The following is a 23,169-nucleotide window of genomic DNA, read 5'->3' as shown; positions in this document are numbered from 1 at the left end:
CCTAGGCTTTGACCAAAGCGAAGGAAGCACGAGATGAGCGACTTTTCCCCCGATGTCATCGTGGTGGGTGCCGGTCTGGCCGGAATGACCGCGGCGCATGAGGCCGTGCTGCGCGGCCGGCGTGTATTGATGCTGGACCAGGAGGCGCCGCAATCGCTGGGTGGGCAGGCGTATTGGTCTTTGGGGGGGCTGTTCATGGTCGACAGCCCCGAACAGCGCAGGCTCGGCATCAAGGACAGCGCCGAACTGGCGTGGAGCGACTGGCAGGGGTCTGCGCAATTCGACCGCGAGGAGGACGCCAACCCGCGGCTTTGGGCCGAGCGGTTTGTGGAGTTCGCCGCAGGCGACATGCGCGGCTGGTTGCACGGGCTTGGCATGCGCTGGTTTCCGGTGGTGGGCTGGGCCGAGCGGGGCGGCGCGGGCGCTGGCGGGCACGGAAATTCGGTGCCGCGGTTTCACATCACCTGGGGCACGGGCACCGGCGTGGTGAAGCCGTTTGCCGATCTTATGACGCGCCATGCGGCAGACGGACACCTGCGCATCGCGTTCCGCCATTCGGCGACGCAACTGATTGTCGAGGCCGGTGCGGTCAAAGGGGTGTCCGGCGATATTCTCGAGGACAGTACCGAGGCGCGGGGCCGGTCTACGTCGCGCCGGATCACCGGACAGTTTGAACATCGCGCCGAAAGCGTGATCCTGACCACCGGCGGGATCGGTGGCAATCACGAGCTGGTGCGCAGCCACTGGCCCACGGACCGGCTGGGTCCTGCGCCATCGCGGATGGTGGCGGGTGTGCCCGATTATGTCGACGGGCGCATGCATGGCATCGCGCGTGCGGCGGGCGCGGGGCTGATCAACGAGGACCGGATGTGGCACTATTGCGAGGGGCTGGAAAACTGGGATCCGATCTGGCCCAACCACGGCATTCGGGTTTTGCCGGGGCCATCGTCGATGTGGTTTGATGCGGCGGGCGACCGGATGGAGGCACCCTGTTTGCCGGGGTTCGATACGCTTGGCACGCTCAAGCGCATCCTCAGCGTGGGCGAGCACAGCTGGTTCATCCTGACGCAGAAGATCATCGAAAAGGAATTCGCGCTGTCCGGATCAGAACAGAACCCCGATCTGACGGATGGCGGCTGGCGCGAGGTGCTTCAGGCCCGACTGGGCAAAGGCGCGACACCTGCGGTCGAGGCGTTCAAGCAAAAGGGCGCGGATTTCGTGGTGGCCGACGATCTTGACACCCTGGTCGCACGCATGAACGCGCTGACCCCCGACCGGCCTGTCGAAACCGACCATATCCGCCGCCAGATCCGGGCCCGTGATCTGCAACTGGACAACATGTTCTGCAAGGACGCACAGATCACCGCCATTTGGGGCGCGCGCAACTACAAGGGCGACAAACTCATCCGCACCGCCAAGCCCCATGCCATTCTCGACCGTGACAATGGCCCGCTGATCGCTGTGCGGCTGAACGTGATCACCCGCAAATCGCTGGGCGGTCTGCACACCGATCCGGACGCCCGTGTCCTCACGCCGCGGGGCGAGACTCTGCCGGGGCTGTATGCAGCGGGGGAAGTGGCCGGTTTCGGCGGTGGTGGATACCACGGATACAACGCGCTCGAAGGGACGTTTCTCGGCGGGTGCCTGTTTTCGGGCCGTATTGCGGGGCAAAACGCATGAGCGCGCCCCATGACGCGGACGCACGCCGCGCTGTCGCTCCGGTCATCTGCTACCCGGTGGACACCTTGCCCGGCCCCGATATGCAACGCCTCAACGAGGCGCGATCGAGCCTGACCGAAATCGACAGGATCATTGCCCCGGCAAGACAAGCCGCGACATTCACGGTGCCCGCAGGCCATTTTTGCCGGATCACCAGCATCGAAGGTCCACAAGTCGGCGATCTCAACCTGTGGCACGCCAATGATTTGGCGGAACGGTTCTATTCGGGCAAGACGCGGGCGCTGCACGGCACACATGTGACCACGGGACAGCAACTGTGGAGCAACTTCCCCCATCTGCGCCCGATGGCGACACTGACGCATGATACGCTTGGCTGGTACGGCATCGACCGCTTCGGAGGATCGGTCCATGACGTGATCGGCACGCGCTGCGACCCCTATACGCACAACCTGCTGTCGGGCGGGCACTACCACCACTGCTGTCATTCGAACCTCACGCGCGCAGTGGCCGAGCATCTGGGCCTCAGCCGGGCAGAGGCCGAACCCCTGATACACGATGTGCTCAACGTGTTTATGTGTACCGGCTTTACCCGCGACACCGGCCAGTATTTCATGAAGGCAAGCCCGGTGAGGCCGGGCGACTATCTCGAATTCATGGCCGAAATCGACCTGCTCGGCGCATTGAGCGCCTGTCCGGGCGGCGATTGCAGCACTGTACACTCTTCGGACACGGCCGCGTGCTACCCGCTGCAGATCGAAATCTACAAACCGTCCGACAGTTTTCTCAGGACGCACAAGGCACCGCCTCTCAACGGATACGATGGCACGCACGGGGAGTGATCTTCCCGAACTTCATCTTGCCTTTAAACTCATTGCGGATCGGTGCCGCACCCGCACCCGCACCGCTCAGGCGAATGCGGCATCCAGCGCAATCTGGACCATATCGCCGAACGAACGCTCACGGTCTTCCGATGGAAGGGCTTCGCCGGTTTGCAGATGGTCGGACACGGTCAGAACCGCGAGCGCACGTCGCCCGTGGCGGGCGGCGAGCGTATAAAGCTCGGCGGCTTCCATCTCGACACCCAGAATGCCGTGCCGGACCATTTGTTCGTCCAGATCGGGGCGTTCCGCGTAAAAGACATCCGACGAATAAATGCCGCCCACATGTGGCGCGGCCCCCATGGCGCGCGCGGCAGTAACGGCATTCTCCAGCAGGCCCCAATCTGCACAGGGGGCATAGTTCACTTCGCGAAAGATGCCCGAGGAGGGCGATGTGATCGTGCTGGCGGTCATCGCGATGATGACATCGCGGATTTTGACATGGGGCTGCATCCCGCCGCACGATCCGATGCGGATCAGGGTTTGGGCGTCATAGGTGCTGATCAGCTCGTTGGCGTAGATTGACAGGGACGGCATGCCCATGCCCGAACCCTGTATCGTGACGCGGTTTCCCTTCCATGTCCCGGTATAGCCAAGCATGCCGCGGACTTCGTTGACCAGTTTGGCATCTTCCAGAAACGTCTCCGCCGCCCATTTGGCGCGGTAGGGGTCGCCGGGCATCAGCACCGTCTGCGCGATATCCCCGATTTCTGCACCGATATGGACGGTCATGCTGTTCTCCCGTGTCTGTCAGACCGCCAATTTGCCCAACCTGCCCGACAGCGACAAGGGCCAAGTGGGGAATACCTTACTGGCGCATCCGTGAACAACGTTCAAATATAGCGGTGCAACAACAAGTGGAGGAATTGTTATGCGTGCTTTGATATGTGGTGTGGCGGCGGCGCTGACGCTGGCGGCCTGCGATGTGGCCCATCCCGTGGCGGTGGTCGGCCCGGACAATACGGTATTTCGCGGGACGGCAACGGCCAGCTTTCTCGACGGCGGATATTTTCAGGCGACGAATGGCAGCACCAGCTGTCAGGGACGCTACAGCCCGGGTCAGGACAGCGGCATGGTGACATTCCCCGTATCGTGCAGCAATGGCATGACGGGCATCGGCAAGGCGACCTACGACAGCCCGCGCTCGGGGGGCGGTGAGATTACGATGCGCGATGGCAGCCGCTGGAAATTCATTTTCGGACAGGGCGCGCTGTTGGTGCGTTGATTTCCGGCCCGGCGCCGCCGCGAGTTATCACGGCGGTGCCGGGGGATATCCGAATCAAATCAGATTTCCATTCCCTCAGGGGTAGTGCCCTTTTCTATTTCAGCGCGAAACCAATTCGGCTGGCGGCCTTTGCCGGTCCAGGTTTGTGAGGCGTCGGCCGGGTTTGCGTATTTCGGTTTCGACGGCTTTGCGGGTTTCTTTTTCGCCGTCGGGGACTTTCTGGTTTTCGGGGCGGTTTCACTCAAGTCATTGAGTGTAAATCCGAATTCAGCCGCAGCTTTCTCGGCGGCTTTTTGGGCGGCGCGCCTGTCGCGTGCCTGTGCTGCCACAAGCGCCTTCTTCACGTCAGCTAATAGTTTCTCCAGTTCCTTGCGAGACATGGATTTAAGGTCGTTTGACATGAATAGGCTCCTGAAATGAAAGTCAGGCTTTGATACCCTATTTTACATCTATTTGCACCTATTACGGATTGCTTTACTCGGCAGCCACCGCGGCGGGGTCGGCGAGGGTTACGATATCGCCCATGATGGTGTTCAGCTCGAAATCCTTTGGCGTATAGACACGCGCCACACCCATCGACAACAGGCGCTGCGCATCGTCGTCGGGGATGATGCCCCCCACGATGACGGGCACGTGGCCGAGCCCTGCCGCGCGCATCTGCGTCATGAGGTCTTCGACCAGCGGAATGTGCGAGCCGGACAGGATTGACAGGCCAACCACGTGGGCCGCGTCCTGCTGTGCGGCGGCGACGATTTCGGCGGGCGTCAGACGGATGCCTTCGTAGGAGATGTCCATACCGCAGTCGCGGGCCCGCACGGCGATCTGTTCGGCCCCGTTGGAATGCCCGTCGAGCCCGGGTTTACCCACCAGAAACTTGAGCCTGCGCCCCAGACGGTCGCTGACCGCGTCCACGGCATCGCGCAGATCGTCGAGCCCTTCGGTTTTGTTGGACCGGCCGGTGCCGACCCCGGTGGGCCCACGGTATTCACCGTGTACGGCGCGCATTTCGGCGGCCCATTCGCCTGTGGTCACACCCGCCTTGGCCGCGACGATGGAGGCAGGCATGATGTTGCGCCCTTCGCTGGCTGCCAGACGCAGATCGCGCAGCGCGGCCTGCACTTCGCCGTCGTTGCGCGACGCGCGCCAGTCATTGAGCCGGTCGATCTGTTCGGCCTCGACCGCGGGATCGACAACCATGATGCCGCCGTCCCCTGTCATCAGCGGCGAGGGTTCACCCTGTTGCCATTTGTTCACGCCTACCACGACGGTTTCGCCCGCCTCGATCCGGCCCAGCCGGTCAGCGTTACTGTCGACCAGCCGCGCCTTCATATAGTCGATCGCGTCGATCGCGCCGCCCATACCGTCGAGATGCGCCAGTTCGGCGCGCGCGCCTTCCTTGAGCGCCTCGACCTTGGCATCGACCGCCGGATTGCCGTCAAACAGATCGTCGAATTCCAGCAGGTCCGTTTCATAGGCCATGATCTGTTGCATGCGCATCGACCATTGCTGGTCCCACGGGCGGGGCAGGCCGAGGGCTTCGTTCCACGCGGGCAGCTGCACGGCGCGCGCACGGGCCTTTTTCGACAGGGTCACGGCGAGCATTTCGATGAGGATGCGGTAGACGTTGTTTTCGGGTTGCTGTTCAGTCAGCCCGAGGCTGTTGACCTGTACCCCGTAGCGGAAGCGGCGGTACTTGGGATCCTCGACGCCGTAGCGTTCGGCGCAGATTTCGTCCCACAGATCCACAAAGGCCCGCATCTTGCACATCTCGGTGACAAAGCGGATGCCCGCATTCACGAAAAACGAAATGCGGCCCACGAGCGCGGGGAAATCCGCAGGATCGACGCGCGGTTTCAGCTGATCGAGCACGGCCGTTGCGGTGGCGAGCGCAAACGCCAGCTCCTGTTCGGGCGTCGCACCAGCCTCTTGCAGGTGGTAGGAACAGACGTTCATCGGGTTCCATTTGGGTACCGACGTGTAGCAGTATTCGGCCACATCCGCGATCATCTTGAGCGACGGTGCGGGCGGGCAGATGTAGGTGCCGCGGCTGAGGTATTCCTTGATCAGGTCATTCTGCACGGTGCCTTGCAGCTTCGTCACATCGGCGCCCTGTTCTTCGGCCACGGCGATATAGAGCGACAGGAGCCAAGGTGCGGTGGCGTTGATCGTCATGGAGGTGTTCATCTGCTCCAACGGGATCTGGTCGAAAAGTGCGCGCATGTCGCCCAGATGCCCGACCGGCACACCGACCTTGCCGACCTCACCGCGCGACAGGACGTGGTCACTGTCGTAGCCGGTTTGCGTGGGCAGATCGAAGGCGACCGACAGCCCGGTCTGACCTTTGGCGAGGTTGCCACGATATAGCGCGTTGGACGCTTTGGCGGTGGAATGGCCCGCGTAGGTGCGGATGAGCCAGGGGCGGTCTTTGCGGGGGGCGTCGGACATGCGGGGCCTCGTCAGTCAGTGGGCAATAAAGTTGCGCGTTACACCAGATATACGAAACATTTTGCAAGTGTCAATTCGCTGCATCGCGGCATTTGCGGGTCGGAGCGGTTTCTTTTGTGGACGGGCGCAAATCAGGCTAGATGTGATGCGCAATGACCCAGACTGTGCAGCTTCCGCTTTGGCTTTTTATCCTCATCCTCCTGTTTGCGGCGGTGACTGCGCTTAGTCATTTTCTGCTGCCTTCGGTGCGTTGGTTCTTCCGGCGGCGGTTGGAGCGGGCGGTGACGCGGCTCAATACCCGTCTCAAGCGGCCGATTCAGCCCTTCAAGCTGGCGCGGCGTTACGACATGATCCAGCGGCTGATTTACGATCCGGACGTTTCGCGGGAAATCGCGATCTACGCGCGCGAGAACGGTGTGCCCGAAAACGTGGCCTTCCAGAAGGCGCAGGAATACGCCCGCGAGATCGTGCCCAGCTTTTCGGCGTTCGCCTATTTCAGCTTTGGCATCCGCTTTGCCAAGACATTCGCCCGCTCGATCTACAGAATCCGCACGGCAGACGCGAACGAAGCGGTGTTTGGCACAGTACCCGACGAGGCGACCGTGGTGTTTGTGATGAACCACCGCAGCAACATGGATTATGTGCTGGTGACCTATCTGGTGGCGCAGACGGCGACGCTGTCCTACGCGGTGGGGGAATGGGCGCGGGTGTGGCCGCTGTCGTCGCTGATCCGGCTGTGGGGGGCCTATTTCATTCGCCGCCGGTCGCGCGGGGCGCTGTATCGTAAGGTGCTGTCGCGCTATGTGCAGCTGGCGACACAGGGCGGCGACAATCAGGCGTTTTTCCCCGAAGGCGGGTTGAGCCTGACAGGCGCGTTGCAGCCGCCGAAGGTCGGATTGCTGAGTTATATCGTCGACGGGTTCGACCCCGAGAGCGAGCGCGACATTGTTTTTGTGCCGGTCGCCATCAACTATGACCGCGTGCTGGAGGACCGTGTGCTGATCGCCGCGCACAAGCGGGGGGACCGCCGGTTCGGGGCAAAGATCACCGTGGTTCTGGGCTTTATCGCGCGCAAGTTCTGGGAACGCATCCGCGGTCACGACACGCGGTTCGGCACGGCGGCGGTGGCCTTTGGCGATCCGGTATCGCTGCGCGGGCATGGGGTGGTCGAGGACGTTGACGATCTGTCGCGCAACCTGATGGGCCGGATCGAGCGGGTGATGCCGGTGCTGGGCGTGCCGCTGGTTGCGACGGTTCTGCAACAGCAAGGCGCGTTGCCGGTCATGAAGCTGGAGGCGGCGGTCGCTGCGGTGATGGCGCACCTGCCCGAACAGAACCTTGCCGTCGATACGGAAAACCTTGGCAAGGAAGTCGCACGCGCGTGCCGCCATATGCACCAGCACGGGCTGATCGAGGAGCGGGACGGCGCGTGGCAGGTGATCGACGGGCAGCAGGACGCGGTGCAGTTCTATGCAAATTCGATTGCCCATTTCCTGCCTGCGGCTGCCGATCCGCCTGATGATGCTGCGGATGCGAAGGAAATTTCTGCGCCTGCTGGGTCATAAAATTACAAAATAGCCCCTCTTGGTGTTGCAATATTTCGCACCGCTGCGTATTTCATCTTTAGACGCCGCGATTCTGCACTGCGGCACAAGAAACGATACCGCAGGAGGGTGTTATGGCACTGGACACGACAATCGCGCATTACGAGGCGCCTGAGAAAGATCTCTATGAGGTGGGCGAAATGCCCCCGATGGGCCATGTGCCAAAGCAGATGTACGCGTGGGCCATCCGCCGCGAACGCCACGGCGATCCGGATACGGCGATGCAGCTCGAGGTCGTCGATGTGCCAACGCTCGACAGCCACGAGGTGCTGGTGCTGGTGATGGCGGCGGGTGTGAACTACAACGGCGTCTGGGCGTCGCTCGGCCAGCCGATTTCACCCTTTGACGGCCACGGCCAGCCCTTCCACATCGCGGGTTCCGATGCGTCGGGCATCGTGTGGGCCGTGGGCGACAAGGTCAAACGCTGGAAAGTCGGCGATGAGGTGGTGATCCACTGCAATCAGGACGACGGCGACGACGAGCACTGCAACGGCGGCGATCCGATGTATTCGTCCAGCCAGCGCATCTGGGGCTACGAGACACCGGACGGATCGTTTGCGCAGTTCACGAATGTGCAGGCCCAGCAGCTGATGCCGCGGCCCAAGCACCTGACGTGGGAAGAGGCGGCTTGCTATACGCTGACGCTGGCGACGGCGTACCGGATGCTGTTCGGGCACGAGCCGCATGACCTCAAGCCCGGCCAGAACGTCTTGGTCTGGGGCGCGTCGGGCGGTCTGGGCTCTTATGCGATCCAGTTGATCAACACGGCAGGGGCCAATGCGATCGGTGTCATCAGCGACGAAAGCAAACGCGAGTTTGTCATGGGGTTGGGCGCGAAAGGCGTGCTGAACCGCAAGGATTTCGACTGCTGGGGCCAGCTGCCCACGGTCAATACGCCCGAATACGCGGCGTGGTTCAAGGAAGCGCGCAAATTCGGCGCTGCGATCTGGGAAATCACCGGCAAGGGCAACAACGTCGACATGGTGTTCGAGCACCCCGGCGAGGCGACCTTCCCCGTGTCCACATTCGTGGTGAAAAAGGGCGGTATGGTCGTGATCTGCGCGGGCACGTCCGGTTTCAACCTGACCTTTGACGTGCGCTATATGTGGATGCATCAGAAGCGTTTGCAGGGCAGCCACTTTGCCCATCTGGCGCAGGCGTCCGCGGCCAACAAGCTGATGCTGGAGCGGCGACTGGATCCGTGCATGTCCGAAGTATTTGCGTGGAACGACCTGCCCGAGGCGCACATGAAAATGAAGCGTAACGAGCATAAACCCGGCAACATGTCGGTGCTGGTTCAGGCCCCGACAACGGGTTTGCGCACGCTTGAGGATTGTCTGGACGCCCGCAAGTAAAACAGGGCTGCAACGCAGGGTTGCGGCACCATCACATTATCAGTCCCGCGAATCGCATAGGCCGATCGCGGGACTTTTACATTTCGGAAACTAGTTTAGTGCGATCAAGGGGTTGAGAATCCTTGCCCCCCTATTTTGGGGGAGGAGGAATATGCGAATATATTGGTAAAATTAAACCGTGCTAGACTCCAGTTAACCTATTGTTAACGAATTCAGAAGGAAGCTATCTATGAAGAGTGATTGGATACTAGATGTTCTTGCCGATTTACGCACTTTTGCCAATGCGAATGGACTACCCGCATTAGCCGAGCAGTTGGATGATACCGCTCTGATTGCAACTGCGGAAATTGCGTCTCTTGGTGAACGTCCAATGGAGCGGACGCATGGGGATACGGCACAGGTTGGATCAGGTCTTAGAGACCTTGGAACGGGCGGATTCGCTTGAGGGCATCCAGGATGTATCTGTGCGGCTGCGCGACAGCTACCAGATCGATCACATCGTTTATCACTGGGTAGATTCAGCGGGCGATCAATACGGCTGCGGCACCTACGATCCCGCGTGGCAGCAACGCTATCTGGATATGAACTATCTGCGGGTCGATCCGGTCATTCAGGGGTGCTACCAGCGCTTTCACCCGGTCGATTGGAAGCGGCTCGACTGGAGCAGCAAGGCCGCGCGCGGGTTTCTGAAAGACGCACAGGCGCATGGCGTCGGCAATCAGGGGTTTTCCGTCCCGATCCGTGGCCCCAATGGCCAGTTTGCCCTGTTTACCTGCAACCACAGCTGTGACGACGAGACTTGGTCGCTGTTTACTGAAGACAACCGCCGCGCGCTGATCCTGATGGCGCATTATTTCAACGAAAAGGCGCTAGAATTCGAACCGGATCGCAAACCCGAAAACGCCCAGCCCCTGTCGCCGCGGGAAGTGGATGCGATGACCCTGCTGGCGATCGGGTATAACCGTGCGCAGGTCGCCGATACGCTGTCGATTTCGGAGCATACCCTGCGCGTCTATATCGAAAGCGCCCGCTTCAAGCTGGGCGCGATGAACACCACACATGCGGTTGCGCGGGCGCTGAGCCGGGGGCTCATCGTCGTTTAGGTGTTGCCCGTTTCGCTAGAAGTGCGCACGGAATAGTAGAATCTTATTAATAATGTTAAGATGTTCTCCTGCTTATCATTTCGATAAACTTTAGGGGGACCCATATATGCTTCGTTATATTTACGCAGACCAGTTAACCAATTTTCCAACCCTTGCAGACACCATGTTCCGCGATCGTGCGGACCAGTTTGCCAGCAGGCTTGGGTGGGACGTAAATGTTGATGCGCGTGGATATGAACGCGACGAATACGACGACCTCAACCCGCTTTACGTGATCTGGGAAACGCCCGAGGGCCGCCACGGCGGATCGATGCGTTTCTTGCCCACGACCGGCCCGGTTATGGTTAACGATCACTTCAGCCATCTGACGAGCGGCGCGATCACCAGTCCACTCATTTGGGAGTGTACGCGGTTCTGCATGGCCCGCGGCCAGGGGCCGAATGTGGCCGCAGCGCTGATGCTGGGCGGTGGCGAAATCATGAACGGCTTTGGTGTCCGCCATTTTGTCGGCGTGTTCGACGCCCGCATGGTGCGGATCTACAGCCGCGTGGGATCGTCGCCCGAGGTTCTGGGCACTCAAGGTGAGGGCCGCGATGCGATCAGCGTCGGTCTGTGGGAATTCGACCCTGACGACCAGCACAAGGTCGCGGCCCGCGCGGGGATTGATCCGGCGTTGTCGCGCATGTGGTTCGAGCGGGCCTTCGGCGGCGACTATCCCGCGAAATTGGCCGCGAGCGCCTAGACCGCTCTGGCCCCTGTTTCACGGAAGGCTTAGGGTCGCGCCATGACCCTTCCTTCCGTGACATATTCCGATGATCAGGCGACCGCCTTCGATGCGGTGACGCAGATGCTGCAACGTGCGGGCGTAAATCTGGACGACAGCCTGCTGATGCCGCCCAAGGGCACCACATCGGAGGTGATGGCCGTGACGGGCAAGGCGGGGTCGGGCAAGACGCTGTTGCTGGCGGAATTGTACAAGGCGCTGGAAAGCGCGGGCGTCGATATCGTGTCGGGTGACTACGAATCGCGCAAGAAAAAGGACCGCCGCACGCTGGCGATCCTTGCGCCGACGAACAAGGCGGCCAGCGTGTTGCGGCTGCGCGGGGTGCCTGCGACGACGATCCACCGTATCCTGTACACGCCGGTCTATGACCCGGAATACGAGCGCATTGCCGAATGGCTGGCGGGCAACGGCGAGCGCCCCGAAATCGAGGGGCTGAGCGATGTGGCGCTGGACCGTGCGCAGGCGTTTTACGAGACCAACAAGTCGATCCCCGGTGCGCTGGCCGCGGCGGGGTTGCGGGGCAGCGATTTCATCACCGGATGGAAGCGCCGTGAAGAGCCGCTCGATATCGGATTTGTCGACGAAAGCAGCATGCTGGACGACAAGCAGTTCGACGACCTAAAAGAGATTTTCCCCACGCTGTTGTTGTTCGGTGATCCGGCGCAGTTGGCCCCCGTGGGCCAGTCCGGCACCATGGTGTTCGAAAAGCTGCCCGAAAAGCGGGTGATCCATCTGGATCGTATTTTCCGTCAGGAAGCGGACAACCCGATCCTTGATCTGGCGCACGCGCTGGCCGATCCGCAGTTGGGGTTCGAGGATTTCGAGCGGATGATCGAAGAGGCGGCCAAGCGCGATGAGCGGGTCGTCTGGGGCCAGCGGGTCGAAGTGGATCTGATGGCGCGGTCGCCGGTTCTGGTCTGGCGCAATGCCACGCGCATCCGGCTGATCAATGCGTTTCGCAATGTCCACGGTGCCCCCGAAGATGCGCTTTTGGAGGGGGAGCCGCTGATCTGCGACGGTATCGAGTTGCCGCTGAAGCACCGCAAGAAGCGGTTGGACCTTGAGGCGCGCGGTCTGATCAAGGGCGCACAGGTCGTGTATCTTGGCGCGGGGCGCAAACCGGGGTTCAGTCGGTTGCACGTGATGGGGGCGGAGGACCCGCAGGTGAGTGCCGCGTCCATCGTGAAGATCGAAAAGCCCGACGAGGAAGAGCCGTTCATCCCCTTTGCCGCCCGTATGGGGGCCACGTTCCTGCACGGCGCGGCGGTGACGATCCACAAGGCCCAAGGCAGCCAGTGGGACACCGTGCAGGTGTTCGCGCCCGATCTGTTTGCCGCCGCCCGCATGGGCCGGATGGAGGCGGGTCAGCCGTTGTGGAAGAGACTGGCCTATGTCGCGATCACCCGCGCGCAGGAGCGTCTGATCTGGGTGGTGCGCAACCGGTTGGCCAAGCCCAGCGAAGCGTTGCGGGTCGATGACCTGCGCGCGGCGGCGGCACCCACACTGACGCTGAACGCGCAAGCGGAGGAAGAGTGATGCCTGCAATCATGATCACGGGGGCCAGCAGCGGCATCGGCCGCGCCACCGCCGAGGCGTTTCTGGACGAAGGCTGGCGTGTGGGATTGATCGCGCGCCGGGCAGAGCGGCTGGAGGATCTGGCGGACAGGTATGACGGCGCGGTGCCGCTGCCGTGCGATGTGACCGATGCCGCCGCGATGCAGGATGCGTTTCAAGCGTTCGGCGCGCTGGACGTTCTGTTCAACAATGCGGGCATGTTCGGCCCGTCCGCCGCGATTGATGCGGTTGATCTGGCGGACTGGCAGCGGGTGCTGGAGGTCAATGTGGGCGGTATGTTCATCGCCGCAAGGCTGGCTTTCGCGGCGATGCGCACGGCGGGACGGGGCGGGCGCATCATCAACAACGGGTCAATTTCGGCCCATACCCCGCGGGAAAATTCCGTGTGCTATACGGTAAGCAAACATGCCATCACCGGATTGACCAAATCGCTGATCCTCGACGGGCGGCCCCATGATATCACCGCAGGCCAGATCGACATCGGCAACGCCGAAAGCGAGATCGTGGCGGGATTGAAAGCGGCCAATCCGCAGATGGATACGATGGACGTCGCCCATGCAGCGCAATCGGTTTTGCATATGGCGCGGCTGCCGCTGTCAGCAAATGTGCCGTTCATGACAGTGATGGCGACCAAGATGCCCTATATCGGGCGCGGTTAGCGGCGCAGCAGCCCGAACGCCGCCGAAGCCCCCCAGCCCGCCGCAATGGCGATGGCCAGCGACATCAGCCCGTAGAGAAACGCCTGTTCGCGCGACAGCGTAAAGAGCCAGCGTTCCAGCCCCACCTTGCGCACGTCGATGATGGTTTCGTATTCGGCCACCACCGCGCCGCCACGGGTCAGGAAGATGCGCGTGTCGTATCCGCCCTCGGTCAGCGCCGCGGGCAGGGCGACGGAGGTGCGAAAGAGCGTCTGTTCCTCGATGGTCACGTCTCCTTCGTTGAGCTGGTAGAGGTCGGACTTCATGCGGATGCGGATCAGCGCCTCGGTAAAGCTGGCCGCGTCGGTGATTGACGCGGGCGCCCCGACAGAGCGGATCGCCTGCGGGATGGAGATCTTGTGACGCTGGTCTTCGGTGCGCGTCAGGATGTCTTGCAGGGGGCCGCTGGTGCTGATGGCGTAAAAGCTCGGCGCGCGGTCCACCTCGATCGCGTCCGTGTTGACCCAAATGCCGAAACGCTTTTCCTTGCGCCGCACCAGAACCGGGGCGGACGGGCCTGCAACGGTCACGATGACTTCGACGGGGGGGCCATCGGGTATCGCGGTTTCGCGTTTGACGGCCCCGAACACGAGGATCTCGGAGCCGTCGAAATTGGTGGTGATCGATACCTTGTTGTTGCTCAGCCCCAGCACGACTTCTTCGGCGGCGTGGGCCACGTGCGCCAGCGAAAGGCAGAGGATGGCGGCAAGCAGACGGCGCATCAATGGCCCCCCGCCGCGCCAAGGGTGTAGAGCTCGGCGGGTTGCAACAGCAACTCCAGACCCAGTTTGCCACAGACCGCCAAGACCATGATGGCCAGAAGGATGCGCAGCTGCTCGGCCTTCATCTTGACCCCGATGCGCGTGCCGATCTGCGCGCCGATCACGCCCCCGACCAGCAGCAGCACCGCCAGCACGATGTCGACGGTATAGTTGGTCGTGGCGTGCAGCATGGTGGTAAAGGCGGTCACGAAAATGATCTGGAACAGGGATGTGCCCACAACCACCTTGGTCGGCATGCCCAGCAGGTAGATCATCGCCGGAACCATGATAAAGCCGCCGCCGACCCCCATGATCGCGGCGAGAATGCCAACGGCCACCCCCACGATCAGGGGCGGGATCACCGAAATATAGAGCCCCGACACGCGGAACCGCATTTTCAGCGGCAGGCCGTGGATCCAGTTGTGTTTCTTGCGCTTGGGCGCCTTGCCCGATTTGGTGTTGCGGATGGCACGCAGGGATTCAAAGAACATCAATCCGCCGATGACGCCCAGAAACACCACGTAGCAAAGCTTGACCAGCAGATCGACCTGGCCCTGCGCCTTGAGATAGTTGAACACCATCACGCCCAAGGCCGCACCGATCAGGCCGCCGATCAACAGCACCGTTCCCATGCGCAAATCGACCGTTTTGCGTTTGAGATGTGCAAGCACGCCGGAAAAGGAGGACGCGACGATCTGGTTGGCTTCGGTCGCCACGGCCACGGCGGGCGGAATGCCGATGAAGAACAACAGAGGCGTCATCAGGAAGCCGCCACCGACCCCGAACATCCCCGACAGGATGCCCACAATGCCGCCCAACCCCAACAGGAGAAACGCATTGACCGACACTTCGGCGATGGGGAGATAGATCTGCATGACTTTCCCTAGGCCCCGCGGCCCCCAAAATCAATCGTGGATGCTGTGTCGGGGGGCAGAGGACTTAAACTTTCGCCCGATCTGGTCTTATTCTCAGCGTTCCTTGACATAGGGTTCGCCGCCCGCCCGTGGCGGTGTGGCCGTGCCGACGAAGCCCGCCAGGATGATGACCGTCATGACGTAGGGCAGGGCCCCGAGCAGCTGGCTCTGGACTTTCATTCCGATGACCGCCTCGATCACGTCGGGCCGTGTTTCGAGGGCGCCAAACAGACCGAACAGCAATGTCGCACCCAGCGCGTGCCACGGCCGCCATTTGGCGAAGATCAGCGCGGCCAGCGCGATAAAGCCGCGCCCTGCGGCCATGTCCTTGACGAAACCGGCCTGCAACGCGGTCGACAGATAGGCCCCGGCAATGCCACACAACACGCCGCAGATCGCCACGGCGGCGAAGCGCAGACCCACCACGGACACGCCCGCGGTGTCGACGGCGGCGGGGTTTTCACCTACGGCCCGCAGGCGCAGACCAAAACGGGTCCGGTAAAGCAGCCACCAAGTGAGCGGGACCGCGGCAAAGGCCATATAGACCAGAATGGAATGGCCCGACAGAAGCTCGTGGTAGAACGGGCCGAAAACAGGCACGTCGCGCAGTTGTTCGGCGAAGGGCAGGGTGATCGGCTCGAACCGGCCATTGCCGATCAGCGACGGGGTGCGCCCGCCTTGCCGAAACCACGCTTGCGCCACCAGAACGGTCATACCTGCGGCCAGAAAGTTGATGGCAACGCCCGAGATCAGCTGGTTGCCGCGGAAGGTGATCGAGGCGACCCCGTGGATCGCGCTGAGCACCATGGACGCGCCGATGCCCGCCAGCAGACCGACCCAAACAGAGCCCGTCAGCGCCGCGAGTGCCGCCGAGAAGAAGGCGGCGGCCAGCATCTTGCCCTCCAGCCCGATGTCGAAAATGCCGGCGCGTTCGGAGTAGAGACCCGCAAGGCAGGCCAGCAGCAGGGGGGTGGCAAGGCGGACGGTGGAATCCAGCAGCTGGATCAGCGTGAGATAGGCGTCCATGGCTCAGCCCTCCTTGCGTTTGGCAGAGGTTTGCAGCGCCAGGAACACCCGTTCCAGCGGCATGCGCACCATGTTGTCGAGCGCGCCGGTAAACAGGATCACCAGCGCCTGAATGACCACGATCAATTCGCGCGGAATTGTCGTCCAGAGCGCCAGTTCGGCGCCGCCCTGATAAAGGAACCCGAAAAGGATCGCGGCGAGGAACACGCCGAAGGGATGCGACCGCCCCATCAGTGCCACCGCGATCCCGATAAAGCCCGCGCCTTCGACGGAGTTCAGCACCAGCCGTTCGGCCTCTCCCATGACGTTGTTCGTGGCCATCATGCCCGCCAGCGCGCCCGAGATCAGCATCGTCACCATGATGATGCGCACCGGCGGCATACCGGCGTAGCGGGCCGCGGATTCCGAATTGCCGAAAGACCGGATTTCGTAGCCCAGACGCGTGCGCCAGATCAGCAGCCACAGAAACACACAGGCCGCGATTGCCAGCAGGAGGGTGATGTTGGCGGGCGCGGCCTTTGAAAACTCGATCCCGAAGGGGGCAAGGATTTCGTGCAGGGTCGGCAGATGCGTGACTTCGTCAAAGCGCCGCGTGGCCGGATCCATGGAGCCCGCAGGCCGCAGCAGGTTGACCAGCACGTAGTTCAGAACCGCCGCAGCGATGAAGTTGAACATGATGGTGGTGATGACGATATGGCTGCCCCGCTTGGCCTGCAGATAGGCGGGGATGGCGGCCCATGTCGCACCGAAAAGCCCCCCCGCCACGGCCGCACCCAGCAACGCAAGCGTCCAGTGTGGCCACGGGATAAACAGGCACGCCAGCGCCACGCCCAATCCCCCCAGCATCGCCTGGCCTTCGCCGCCGATGTTGAAAAGCCGCGCGTGGAACGCGATGGAAACCGCCAGTCCGGTAAACATGAAATTGGTGGCATAGTAGAGCGTGTAGCCCCAGCCATAGGTTGACCCGAGCGCGCCGGTGACCATGAGTTTAACGGCGGCGACAGGATCTTCGCCGATGGCAAGGATCACCAGCGCCGACAGGATCGCGGCCAGCAACAGCGAGATGAGCGGCACGAGAATGATTTCGGCCCATTTTGGCATCACGTCCATGGCTCAGATCCCCTTTTCGGCGGCGTGCACATGCCCGAGGTTTTCCTGAACCTCGTCGATGCCGTGCGGTGTGTTGGTATCGGTGATGCCCGCCATCAGCAGACCGAGTTCTTTTTCGTCCGTTTCGGCGGGGGTGCGTTCGCCCATGATCTGGCCGTCGAACATCACCGCGATCCGGTCGCTCAGCGCCATGATCTCGTCGAGTTCCACACTGACCAGCAGGATCGCCTTGCCCTTGTCGCGCAGGGCGATGATTTGCTGGTGGATGAATTCGATGGCGCCGATGTCGACACCGCGGGTGGGTTGTCCGATGAGCAGCAGATCGGGGTTCCGCTCGATTTCGCGGGCGAGCACGATTTTCTGTTGGTTGCCGCCCGAGAAATTCTTGGCCGCGAGTTTCGGATCGGGCGGGCGCACGTCAAAGCGTTCCATCTTGGCCTCGGTGTCGGCCTTGATCGCGGCGTTGTCCATCAGCACGCCTTTGCGGTAGGCGGGGTCGTGGTGATAGCCGAAGGCGGTATTTTCCCACGCCTGAAAGTCCATGATGAGGCCTTCGCGCTGACGGTCCTCGGGCACGTGCGCGATGCCACGGGCGCGGCGGGACTGGCCGTCGGAGTGCTTGCCGCTCAGATCGATTTCAGTGCCGTTCATGGTGATTTTGCCGGTGCCGTCTGCGTAGCCGCCCAGCACTTCAAGCAGTTCCGACTGCCCGTTGCCTGCCACGCCGGCCAGACCGAGCACTTCGCCCGCCCGTACCTGCAGATCAATGCCGCGCAAACGCTCAACGCCGCTGTCGTCCACCACGCGCAGGTTTTGCACGTCGAGGATGACCTTGCCCGGCGTTGCGGGTGTCTTGTCCACCCGCAGCAGCACCTTGCGGCCCACCATCAACTCTGCCAGCTCTGCCGGAGAGGTGTCGGTTGTTTTCACCGTTGCCGTCATTTCGCCGCGCCGCATGACCGACACGGTATCGGTGATGTCCATGATTTCGCGCAGTTTGTGGGTGATGAGGATGATGGTTTTGCCTTCTTCGCGCAAACGGCCAAGAATGCGGAAAAGCTGATCGGCCTCGGCGGGGGTCAACACGCCGGTGGGCTCGTCTAGAATCAGGATATCGGCCTGCCGGTAGAGCGCCTTGAGGATCTCGACACGCTGCTGCATGCCGACACCGATGTCCGAGATGAGCGCGTCGGGATCGACGTTCAGCCCGTAGTCATCGGCAAGTTCGACCAGCGTGCGCCGTGCATTGGCGATGGAGGGTTTGAGGAATTTTCCGTCTTCGGCGCCCAGAATGATGTTTTCGAGAACCGTGAAATTTTCGACCAGTTTGAAATGCTGGAACACCATGCCGATGCCCGCCGCGATGGCCGCCTGGCTGTCGGTGATGTTGGCGCGCTGGCCGCTGATGTAAATCTCGCCCGCGTCCGCTTTGTAAAAGCCGTAGAGAATCGACATGAGCGTGGATTTTCCCGCGCCGTTTTCGCCGATAATGCCGTGGATGGTTCCCGGCATGACCCGGATCGAGATGTCCTTGTTCGCCTGAACGGGGCCGAAGGCCTTGGAAATCCCTTTCAATTCAATGGCGGGAGCGATGGTCATGGGTGGCTACCTGTCGATACGAATGGGCGCAAATGGAGCATGACCGGGTCCTTTTGAGGGGCTGTCAGCGCAGCGAGTGGCAAAGTAAAGACGACTATAGAAAAGGGGCTGCGCTGAATGTCAACGCAGCCCCCCTTTATTCTTTGACCGTTTGGTTAAAAGCTCAGCGCCGGGCAGCTGTCGTCGGACATGTAGTCGTGGACCTGCAGTTCACCGGAAGAGATTTTCGCCGCGGCGTCATCAACGGCTGCCTGCATCTCGTCCGAGACCAGTGGCGCGTTGTTGTCGTCGATCGCATAACCGACGCCACCGTTGGCGATGCCCATCACGTTGAAACCGGTTTCCATGTCGGTGCCATCGGTGAACGCCTGATACACAGCGTTGTCGACACGCTTGAGCATGGAGGTCAGAACCTTGCCGGGGTGCAGGTAGTTCTGGTTGCTGTCCACACCGATCGACAGGATGTCTTCGTCGGCCGCGGTTTGCAGAACGCCCACGCCGGTGCCGCCCGCGGCGGCATAGACCACATCGGAGCCCTGGCTGATTTGCGCTTTGGTCAGCTCGGAGCCTTTGACGGGATCGTTCCATGCGGCGGGTGTGGTGCCGGTCATGTTCGCGATGACGTTGACGTCAGCGTTCACGGCCTTGGCGCCCTGGGCGTAGCCGCAGGCGAATTTGCGGATCAGCGGGATGTCCATGCCACCGATGAAGGACACGGTGCCGGATTCGGAGGCCATCGCGGCCATCATGCCCACGAGGTAGGAGCCTTCGTGCTCGTTGAACACGACCGAGCGGACGTTGGGTTGGTCAACGACCATGTCGATGATCGCGAATTTGGTGTCGGGGTAATCGGCCGCAACCTGACCCAGCGCATCGCCAAAGGCAAAGCCGGCCATGACGATTGGGTTGGCGCCCGCTTCGGCGAACCGGCGCAGGGCCTGCTCACGCTGTGCTTCGGACTGCAGCTCGATTTCGCGGAAGGTTTCGCCGGTTTCTTCAGCCCAACGCTGTGCGCCGGTAAAGGCGGCTTCGTTGAAGGATTTGTCGAACTTGCCCCCCAGATCGAAAATCAGGGCGGGTTCGGCGGCCAGTGCGCCGGCGCTCAGTGCGACGCCAGCGGCGGCACCAAGAAATTTGGTCATCAGGGTCATTTGGTTTCTCCCAGGTTGTCATTGGGGCAGGGACCGCTTTGATGCGGTTTTGCCGTGTCGCGCGCCCCGAAAGGCGCAACGCTGCGCTAAAAGTGCGGTGGCAGACCGGTGGGGTCAACCAGATTCGTGCCGACGGGCCGGTGAAACGCGGTGCTAACCCTGCGTAATTGCCCGCTTCATCAGCAGTGCATCGACCGATCTGCCGCCCTGCCGCGCATAGTAGCCACGCCGCAGGCCCGCGCGCTCGAATTGCAGCGTTTCGTAGAGCGCGATGGCGGCGGTATTGTCGGCGGCCACGTCAAGAAATGCGGTATCCGCGTTCCCTTCGAGCGTATCCAGCCAATCCTGAAGCAGGCCGCGCGCGATACCGCGTCTGCGGGCATCGGGATGGACGGCCAGCGTCAGCAGCTCCGATTCTCCCGCGAGGGTCCGGGTCAGGGCAAACCCTTGCGCCGCGGTCCACGCCTGCACGTAGGGTCCGGCCAGAAGATCGGCCAGTTCTGCCGCCGACCACGCACGCGATTGCGTAAAGGCGGCAGCGTGTATTTCGGCCAGTTGGTGCGGTGTCACGGGATGATGGTCGGTGGAGCGTCGCGCGCGGGGGCAGCATCCGCCGCCCGCAGGTAGAGCGGGCTGGGGCGGGGATGATCCTGCGCGATGCGGGTAGCCGTTATGCGCGCTATCGCTTCGGCCAGCGGATAGAGCGGAGTGCGGCCGCCGACGCCAACAATCGGGATATTTGCGGCGGCGACATCGGTGGCAGGGACAATACCGGGCGCCGCGAAGGGTGTAGCACCGAAGCCCTGCACAAAGACCTGATCGCGCCGCGCATCGACAGTGGCAAGGCAGGGGGTCTGCGCGCCGAGGGCCAGAGCCTCAAAGCTGTTGACGCCAATGGCCGGTATGCCCAGCCCCAGGGCCAAACCGCGGGCCGCAGACACCGAGATGCGGATACCGGTAAAGTTGCCCGGGCCTGTGCCAACCCCGATGGCATCCAGATCGGCGGTTGTGCGGCCGCACTGCGCCAGCAGGTCGCTACAAAGCGCAAGAAGCCGCTCTGCCTGACCCTTGGCCATTTCTTCGCAGGCCTGTGCCAGAACAGTATCACCCGACACCAAAGCGGCCGCGCAATGCGCGGCCGATGTGTCGAAAGCCAGTATCAAAGGGCCGTCATCAGGCAACCGGGCGAACCTCGGTCACTTCGGGGATGTAGTGGCGCAGCAGGTTTTCTATGCCCATTTTCAACGTCAGCGTCGACGACGGGCAGCCCGCGCAGGCGCCTTGCATGTGAAGATAGACAACACCGCGTTCAAAACCGTGGAACGTGATGTCGCCGCCGTCCTGCGCGACTGCGGGGCGCACGCGGCTATCGAGCAGTTCCTTGATCTGGCCCACCACTTCGCCGTCTTCACCGGTGTGTTCGGCGTGACCCGACGCCGGTTGGTGATCGGCGCCCATGACAGGCTCGCCCGACTGGAAATGTTCCATGATCGCACCCAGCAGGCTGGGCTTCAGGTGGTCCCATTCGACCGCGTCGGCCTTCGTGATCGTCACGAAGTCATTGCCGAAGAAGACCCCTGTCACCCCGTCGACGGCAAAGAGCCGTGTCGCCAACGGCGAGCTGCCCGCCGCGTCGGGTGACGGGAAGTCGGCGGTACCCATGTCCAGCACGGTTTGACCCGGCAGGAATTTCAGCGTGGCGGGGTTGGGCGTGGATTCGGTCTGGATGAACATGGTCTGTCTCCGTGTCAGGGGCTCCTGAAGATATGCGAACCCGCGTGTGCCGTGTCAAGAGGTTTGGAATGATTCTAAACTGTCGCGCGTCGCGGATCAAGTGATCGCTTCGAGCCGTTCTTTGCTCATGTCGCCCGGAACGATGGTGATGGGCACAGGCAGCGTTCCGGAGCTGCGGCTGAGTTGCGTCACCAGCGGGCCGGGGCCCTTGCCGTCGGTGCCCGCGCCCAGCACGAGAATCCCGATGTCCGGATCATCGGCGATTTGCGCGATGATCTCGTCCACGGCCTGTCCTTCGCGGATGACCAGTTCGGGGTCGACCCCCTGCCGGTCCCGCATCCATTTTGCAAACACCTCGTAGTGGACCTCGATGCGCTCGCGCGCCTCCTGGCGCATGATGTCGCCGACACCGATCCAGTGATTGAACTCTTCGGGCGGAATGACGGCCAGAACTTCCACGCCGCCGCCGGTTTTGGATGCCCGCATTGCGGCGAACCGCATCGCATTGAGGCATTCGCGGCTATCGTCGAGGACGACCAGAAACTTGCGCATGATATTCTCCCTGTCAGCGTCGGGATCATGGCGGCTGCGGCGCTGCGTTGCAATTGGCTTTTGACGGGGCCGGTCGGCTGGGCGGATTGCGGTCAGTCCCGGTCGGAGGCGGCCCAGTCCCAGTACATCTCGCGCACGCGCTGTGTTACGGGGTTGCCGTTGCCGCCCACGGTGTACTGCGTGTCGTCGAACGCCTTGATCGGGGTGACTTTCATCATGTTGCCGCTCAGGAAGACTTCGTCGGCGGCATGGAAATCGTCAAAGCCCAATACCTTTTCGTGCACCTTGATTCCATCGGCCTGCATGTTCTTGATGTGCCGGGCCCGTGTGATGCCGGCCAGGAACGTCCCGTTCGGGATGGGCGTGAACACTTCGCCGTCCCGCACCATGAAGACGTTGGCGGTGGCGGTTTCGGCTACGTTGCCCATCGCGTCGGCGACCAGCGCATTGCCGAACCCCTTGGCACGCGCTTCGACCAGCATGCGCGCGTTGTTGGGATAAAGGCAGCCAGCCTTGGCGTTGACGACGTTGTCATCCAGCGTAGGGCGGCGAAACCGTGTGCGGGTCAGGCTGCTGGCCGCGTCGGGCGCAGCCATCGGTATTTCTTCGAGCGAGATGGCAAAGCCGGTCTGGCCTTCGCGCGGCACGATGCCCAACTCATCGCCCGCCAGCGCCCAGTACATCGGCCGGATATAGACGGCGGCATCGCGCGGATAGGCGGCAAGGCCCTCGCGCACGATCGCCACCATGTCTTCCGCGCTGACGGTCGGTGTGATCATCAGCGCCTTGGCCGAGCGGTTCACCCGCGCACAATGCGCCGCCAGATCGGGCGACAGACCGTCGAACAGGCGCGCGCCATCGAAAACGGTCGTGCCAAGCCACGATCCGTGGTCGGCGGCTTTCATGACGCTCAGGTCACCGTTGTGCCAGGTGCCTTCGAAGTAGGTGCGGATATTGGTGCCAGTCGCCATGGGG

Annotated in this window: 24 protein-coding genes; 10 read left to right on the top strand and 14 right to left on the bottom strand. The window is 62.3% G+C overall.

Going from position 1 to position 23,169, the window contains the following annotated elements; all coding sequences use genetic code 11:
* The first annotated feature begins 33 nt into the window (after positions 1-33).
* The gene (locus K3756_RS13455) at positions 34-1,680 is read left to right on the top strand and encodes an FAD-binding dehydrogenase (RefSeq protein ID WP_259988195.1); all 1,647 of its coding nucleotides are present in this window, start codon (positions 34-36) and stop codon (positions 1,678-1,680) included.
* Positions 1,677-2,519, top strand: a complete 843-nt coding sequence (locus K3756_RS13450; RefSeq protein WP_259988193.1) for a DUF1989 domain-containing protein — start codon at positions 1,677-1,679, stop codon at positions 2,517-2,519. The genes K3756_RS13455 and K3756_RS13450 overlap by 4 nt, the downstream gene beginning before the upstream one ends.
* Positions 2,520-2,585: 66 nt before the next feature.
* Here K3756_RS13450 and deoD read toward each other — a convergent pair whose 3' ends face one another.
* Positions 2,586-3,290, bottom strand: coding sequence for a purine-nucleoside phosphorylase (deoD, locus tag K3756_RS13445; protein WP_259988192.1), 705 nt, complete (start codon positions 3,288-3,290; stop codon positions 2,586-2,588).
* A 139-nt stretch (positions 3,291-3,429) separates the two neighbouring features.
* Here deoD and K3756_RS13440 point away from each other — a divergent pair, with 139 nt between their 5' ends.
* Positions 3,430-3,783 carry a hypothetical protein gene (locus K3756_RS13440; RefSeq protein WP_259988191.1) on the top strand — a complete coding sequence of 118 codons (354 nt, stop codon included), beginning with the start codon at positions 3,430-3,432 and terminating at the stop codon, positions 3,781-3,783.
* 59 nt (positions 3,784-3,842) lie between these two features.
* On the opposite strand, the gene K3756_RS13435 is transcribed toward K3756_RS13440, so the two are convergent.
* Positions 3,843-4,184 (bottom strand): H-NS histone family protein, encoded by a 342-nt coding sequence (locus K3756_RS13435; protein WP_259988189.1) that lies wholly within the window; start codon positions 4,182-4,184, stop codon positions 3,843-3,845.
* 73 nt (positions 4,185-4,257) lie between these two features.
* Entirely contained in the window at positions 4,258-6,228 is a 1,971-nt protein-coding gene (locus tag K3756_RS13430; RefSeq protein WP_259988187.1) for a protein meaA, read from the bottom strand.
* A gap of 152 nt (positions 6,229-6,380) precedes the next feature.
* On the opposite strand from K3756_RS13430, the gene K3756_RS13425 reads away from it, so the two are divergent.
* The 7 genes from K3756_RS13425 to K3756_RS13395 all read left to right on the top strand — a co-directional run bounded on the left by K3756_RS13425 (position 6,381) and on the right by K3756_RS13395 (position 13,308).
* Positions 6,381-7,793: a 1-acyl-sn-glycerol-3-phosphate acyltransferase gene (locus tag K3756_RS13425; protein ID WP_259988185.1), complete on the top strand. Its 1,413-nt coding sequence runs from the start codon at positions 6,381-6,383 to the stop codon at positions 7,791-7,793.
* 113 nt (positions 7,794-7,906) lie between these two features.
* Entirely contained in the window at positions 7,907-9,187 is a 1,281-nt protein-coding gene (ccrA, locus tag K3756_RS13420) for a crotonyl-CoA carboxylase/reductase (protein ID WP_259988183.1), read from the top strand.
* Positions 9,188-9,416: 229 nt separating this feature from the next.
* On the top strand, positions 9,417-9,632 hold the full coding sequence (locus K3756_RS13415) for a hypothetical protein (protein ID WP_259988181.1): 216 nt from the start codon (positions 9,417-9,419) through the stop codon (positions 9,630-9,632).
* Entirely contained in the window at positions 9,571-10,290 is a 720-nt protein-coding gene (locus tag K3756_RS13410; protein WP_259988179.1) for an autoinducer binding domain-containing protein, read from the top strand. The genes K3756_RS13415 and K3756_RS13410 overlap by 62 nt, the downstream gene beginning before the upstream one ends.
* 106 nt (positions 10,291-10,396) lie before the next feature.
* Entirely contained in the window at positions 10,397-11,032 is a 636-nt protein-coding gene (locus K3756_RS13405) for an acyl-homoserine-lactone synthase (protein ID WP_259988176.1), read from the top strand.
* A gap of 42 nt (positions 11,033-11,074) precedes the next feature.
* A complete protein-coding gene (locus tag K3756_RS13400) occupies positions 11,075-12,610 on the top strand; it encodes an ATP-dependent RecD-like DNA helicase (RefSeq protein ID WP_259988174.1) in 1,536 nt (511 codons plus the stop codon).
* A complete protein-coding gene (locus tag K3756_RS13395; protein ID WP_259988172.1) occupies positions 12,610-13,308 on the top strand; it encodes an SDR family oxidoreductase in 699 nt (232 codons plus the stop codon). The genes K3756_RS13400 and K3756_RS13395 overlap by 1 nt, the downstream gene beginning before the upstream one ends.
* On the opposite strand, the gene K3756_RS13390 is transcribed toward K3756_RS13395, so the two are convergent.
* From K3756_RS13390 to K3756_RS13340, 11 genes are all read right to left on the bottom strand, one after another.
* A complete protein-coding gene (locus K3756_RS13390; protein ID WP_259988170.1) occupies positions 13,305-14,069 on the bottom strand; it encodes a TIGR02186 family protein in 765 nt (254 codons plus the stop codon). The genes K3756_RS13395 and K3756_RS13390 overlap by 4 nt on opposite strands.
* The gene (locus K3756_RS13385; protein ID WP_259988168.1) at positions 14,069-14,983 is read right to left on the bottom strand and encodes a sulfite exporter TauE/SafE family protein; all 915 of its coding nucleotides are present in this window, start codon (positions 14,981-14,983) and stop codon (positions 14,069-14,071) included. The genes K3756_RS13390 and K3756_RS13385 overlap by 1 nt, the downstream gene beginning before the upstream one ends.
* Positions 14,984-15,076: 93 nt before the next feature.
* A complete protein-coding gene (locus tag K3756_RS13380) occupies positions 15,077-16,048 on the bottom strand; it encodes an ABC transporter permease (RefSeq protein WP_259988166.1) in 972 nt (323 codons plus the stop codon).
* A 3-nt stretch (positions 16,049-16,051) separates the two neighbouring features.
* Entirely contained in the window at positions 16,052-17,158 is a 1,107-nt protein-coding gene (locus tag K3756_RS13375; RefSeq protein WP_259988164.1) for an ABC transporter permease, read from the bottom strand.
* Positions 17,159-17,161: 3 nt separating this feature from the next.
* Complete coding sequence (locus tag K3756_RS13370) at positions 17,162-18,757, bottom strand: ABC transporter ATP-binding protein (protein WP_259988162.1); 1,596 nt, start codon at positions 18,755-18,757, stop codon at positions 17,162-17,164.
* Positions 18,758-18,912: 155 nt separating this feature from the next.
* A complete protein-coding gene (locus K3756_RS13365; RefSeq protein WP_259988160.1) occupies positions 18,913-19,908 on the bottom strand; it encodes a BMP family protein in 996 nt (331 codons plus the stop codon).
* 153 nt (positions 19,909-20,061) lie between these two features.
* Positions 20,062-20,478: a GNAT family N-acetyltransferase gene (locus K3756_RS13360; protein WP_259988158.1), complete on the bottom strand. Its 417-nt coding sequence runs from the start codon at positions 20,476-20,478 to the stop codon at positions 20,062-20,064.
* On the bottom strand, positions 20,475-21,089 hold the full coding sequence (tsaB, locus tag K3756_RS13355; RefSeq protein ID WP_259988156.1) for a tRNA (adenosine(37)-N6)-threonylcarbamoyltransferase complex dimerization subunit type 1 TsaB: 615 nt from the start codon (positions 21,087-21,089) through the stop codon (positions 20,475-20,477). The genes K3756_RS13360 and tsaB overlap by 4 nt, the downstream gene beginning before the upstream one ends.
* Complete coding sequence (locus tag K3756_RS13350) at positions 21,082-21,642, bottom strand: NifU family protein (RefSeq protein ID WP_259988154.1); 561 nt, start codon at positions 21,640-21,642, stop codon at positions 21,082-21,084. Before K3756_RS13350 ends, tsaB begins: the two co-directional genes overlap by 8 nt.
* 96 nt (positions 21,643-21,738) lie before the next feature.
* Entirely contained in the window at positions 21,739-22,194 is a 456-nt protein-coding gene (locus K3756_RS13345) for a universal stress protein (RefSeq protein ID WP_259988152.1), read from the bottom strand.
* 92 nt (positions 22,195-22,286) lie between these two features.
* Positions 22,287-23,165: a branched-chain amino acid aminotransferase gene (locus K3756_RS13340; RefSeq protein ID WP_259988150.1), complete on the bottom strand. Its 879-nt coding sequence runs from the start codon at positions 23,163-23,165 to the stop codon at positions 22,287-22,289.
* Between the last annotated feature and the right edge of the window lie 4 nt (positions 23,166-23,169).

This window comes from Sulfitobacter sp. S190 (assembly GCF_025141935.1).
In the GTDB taxonomy this organism is placed as follows: Bacteria; Pseudomonadota; Alphaproteobacteria; order Rhodobacterales; family Rhodobacteraceae; genus Sulfitobacter.
The sequence above is the reverse complement of the archived record's forward strand: the minus strand, read 5'-3'. Positions and strand labels throughout refer to the sequence as shown.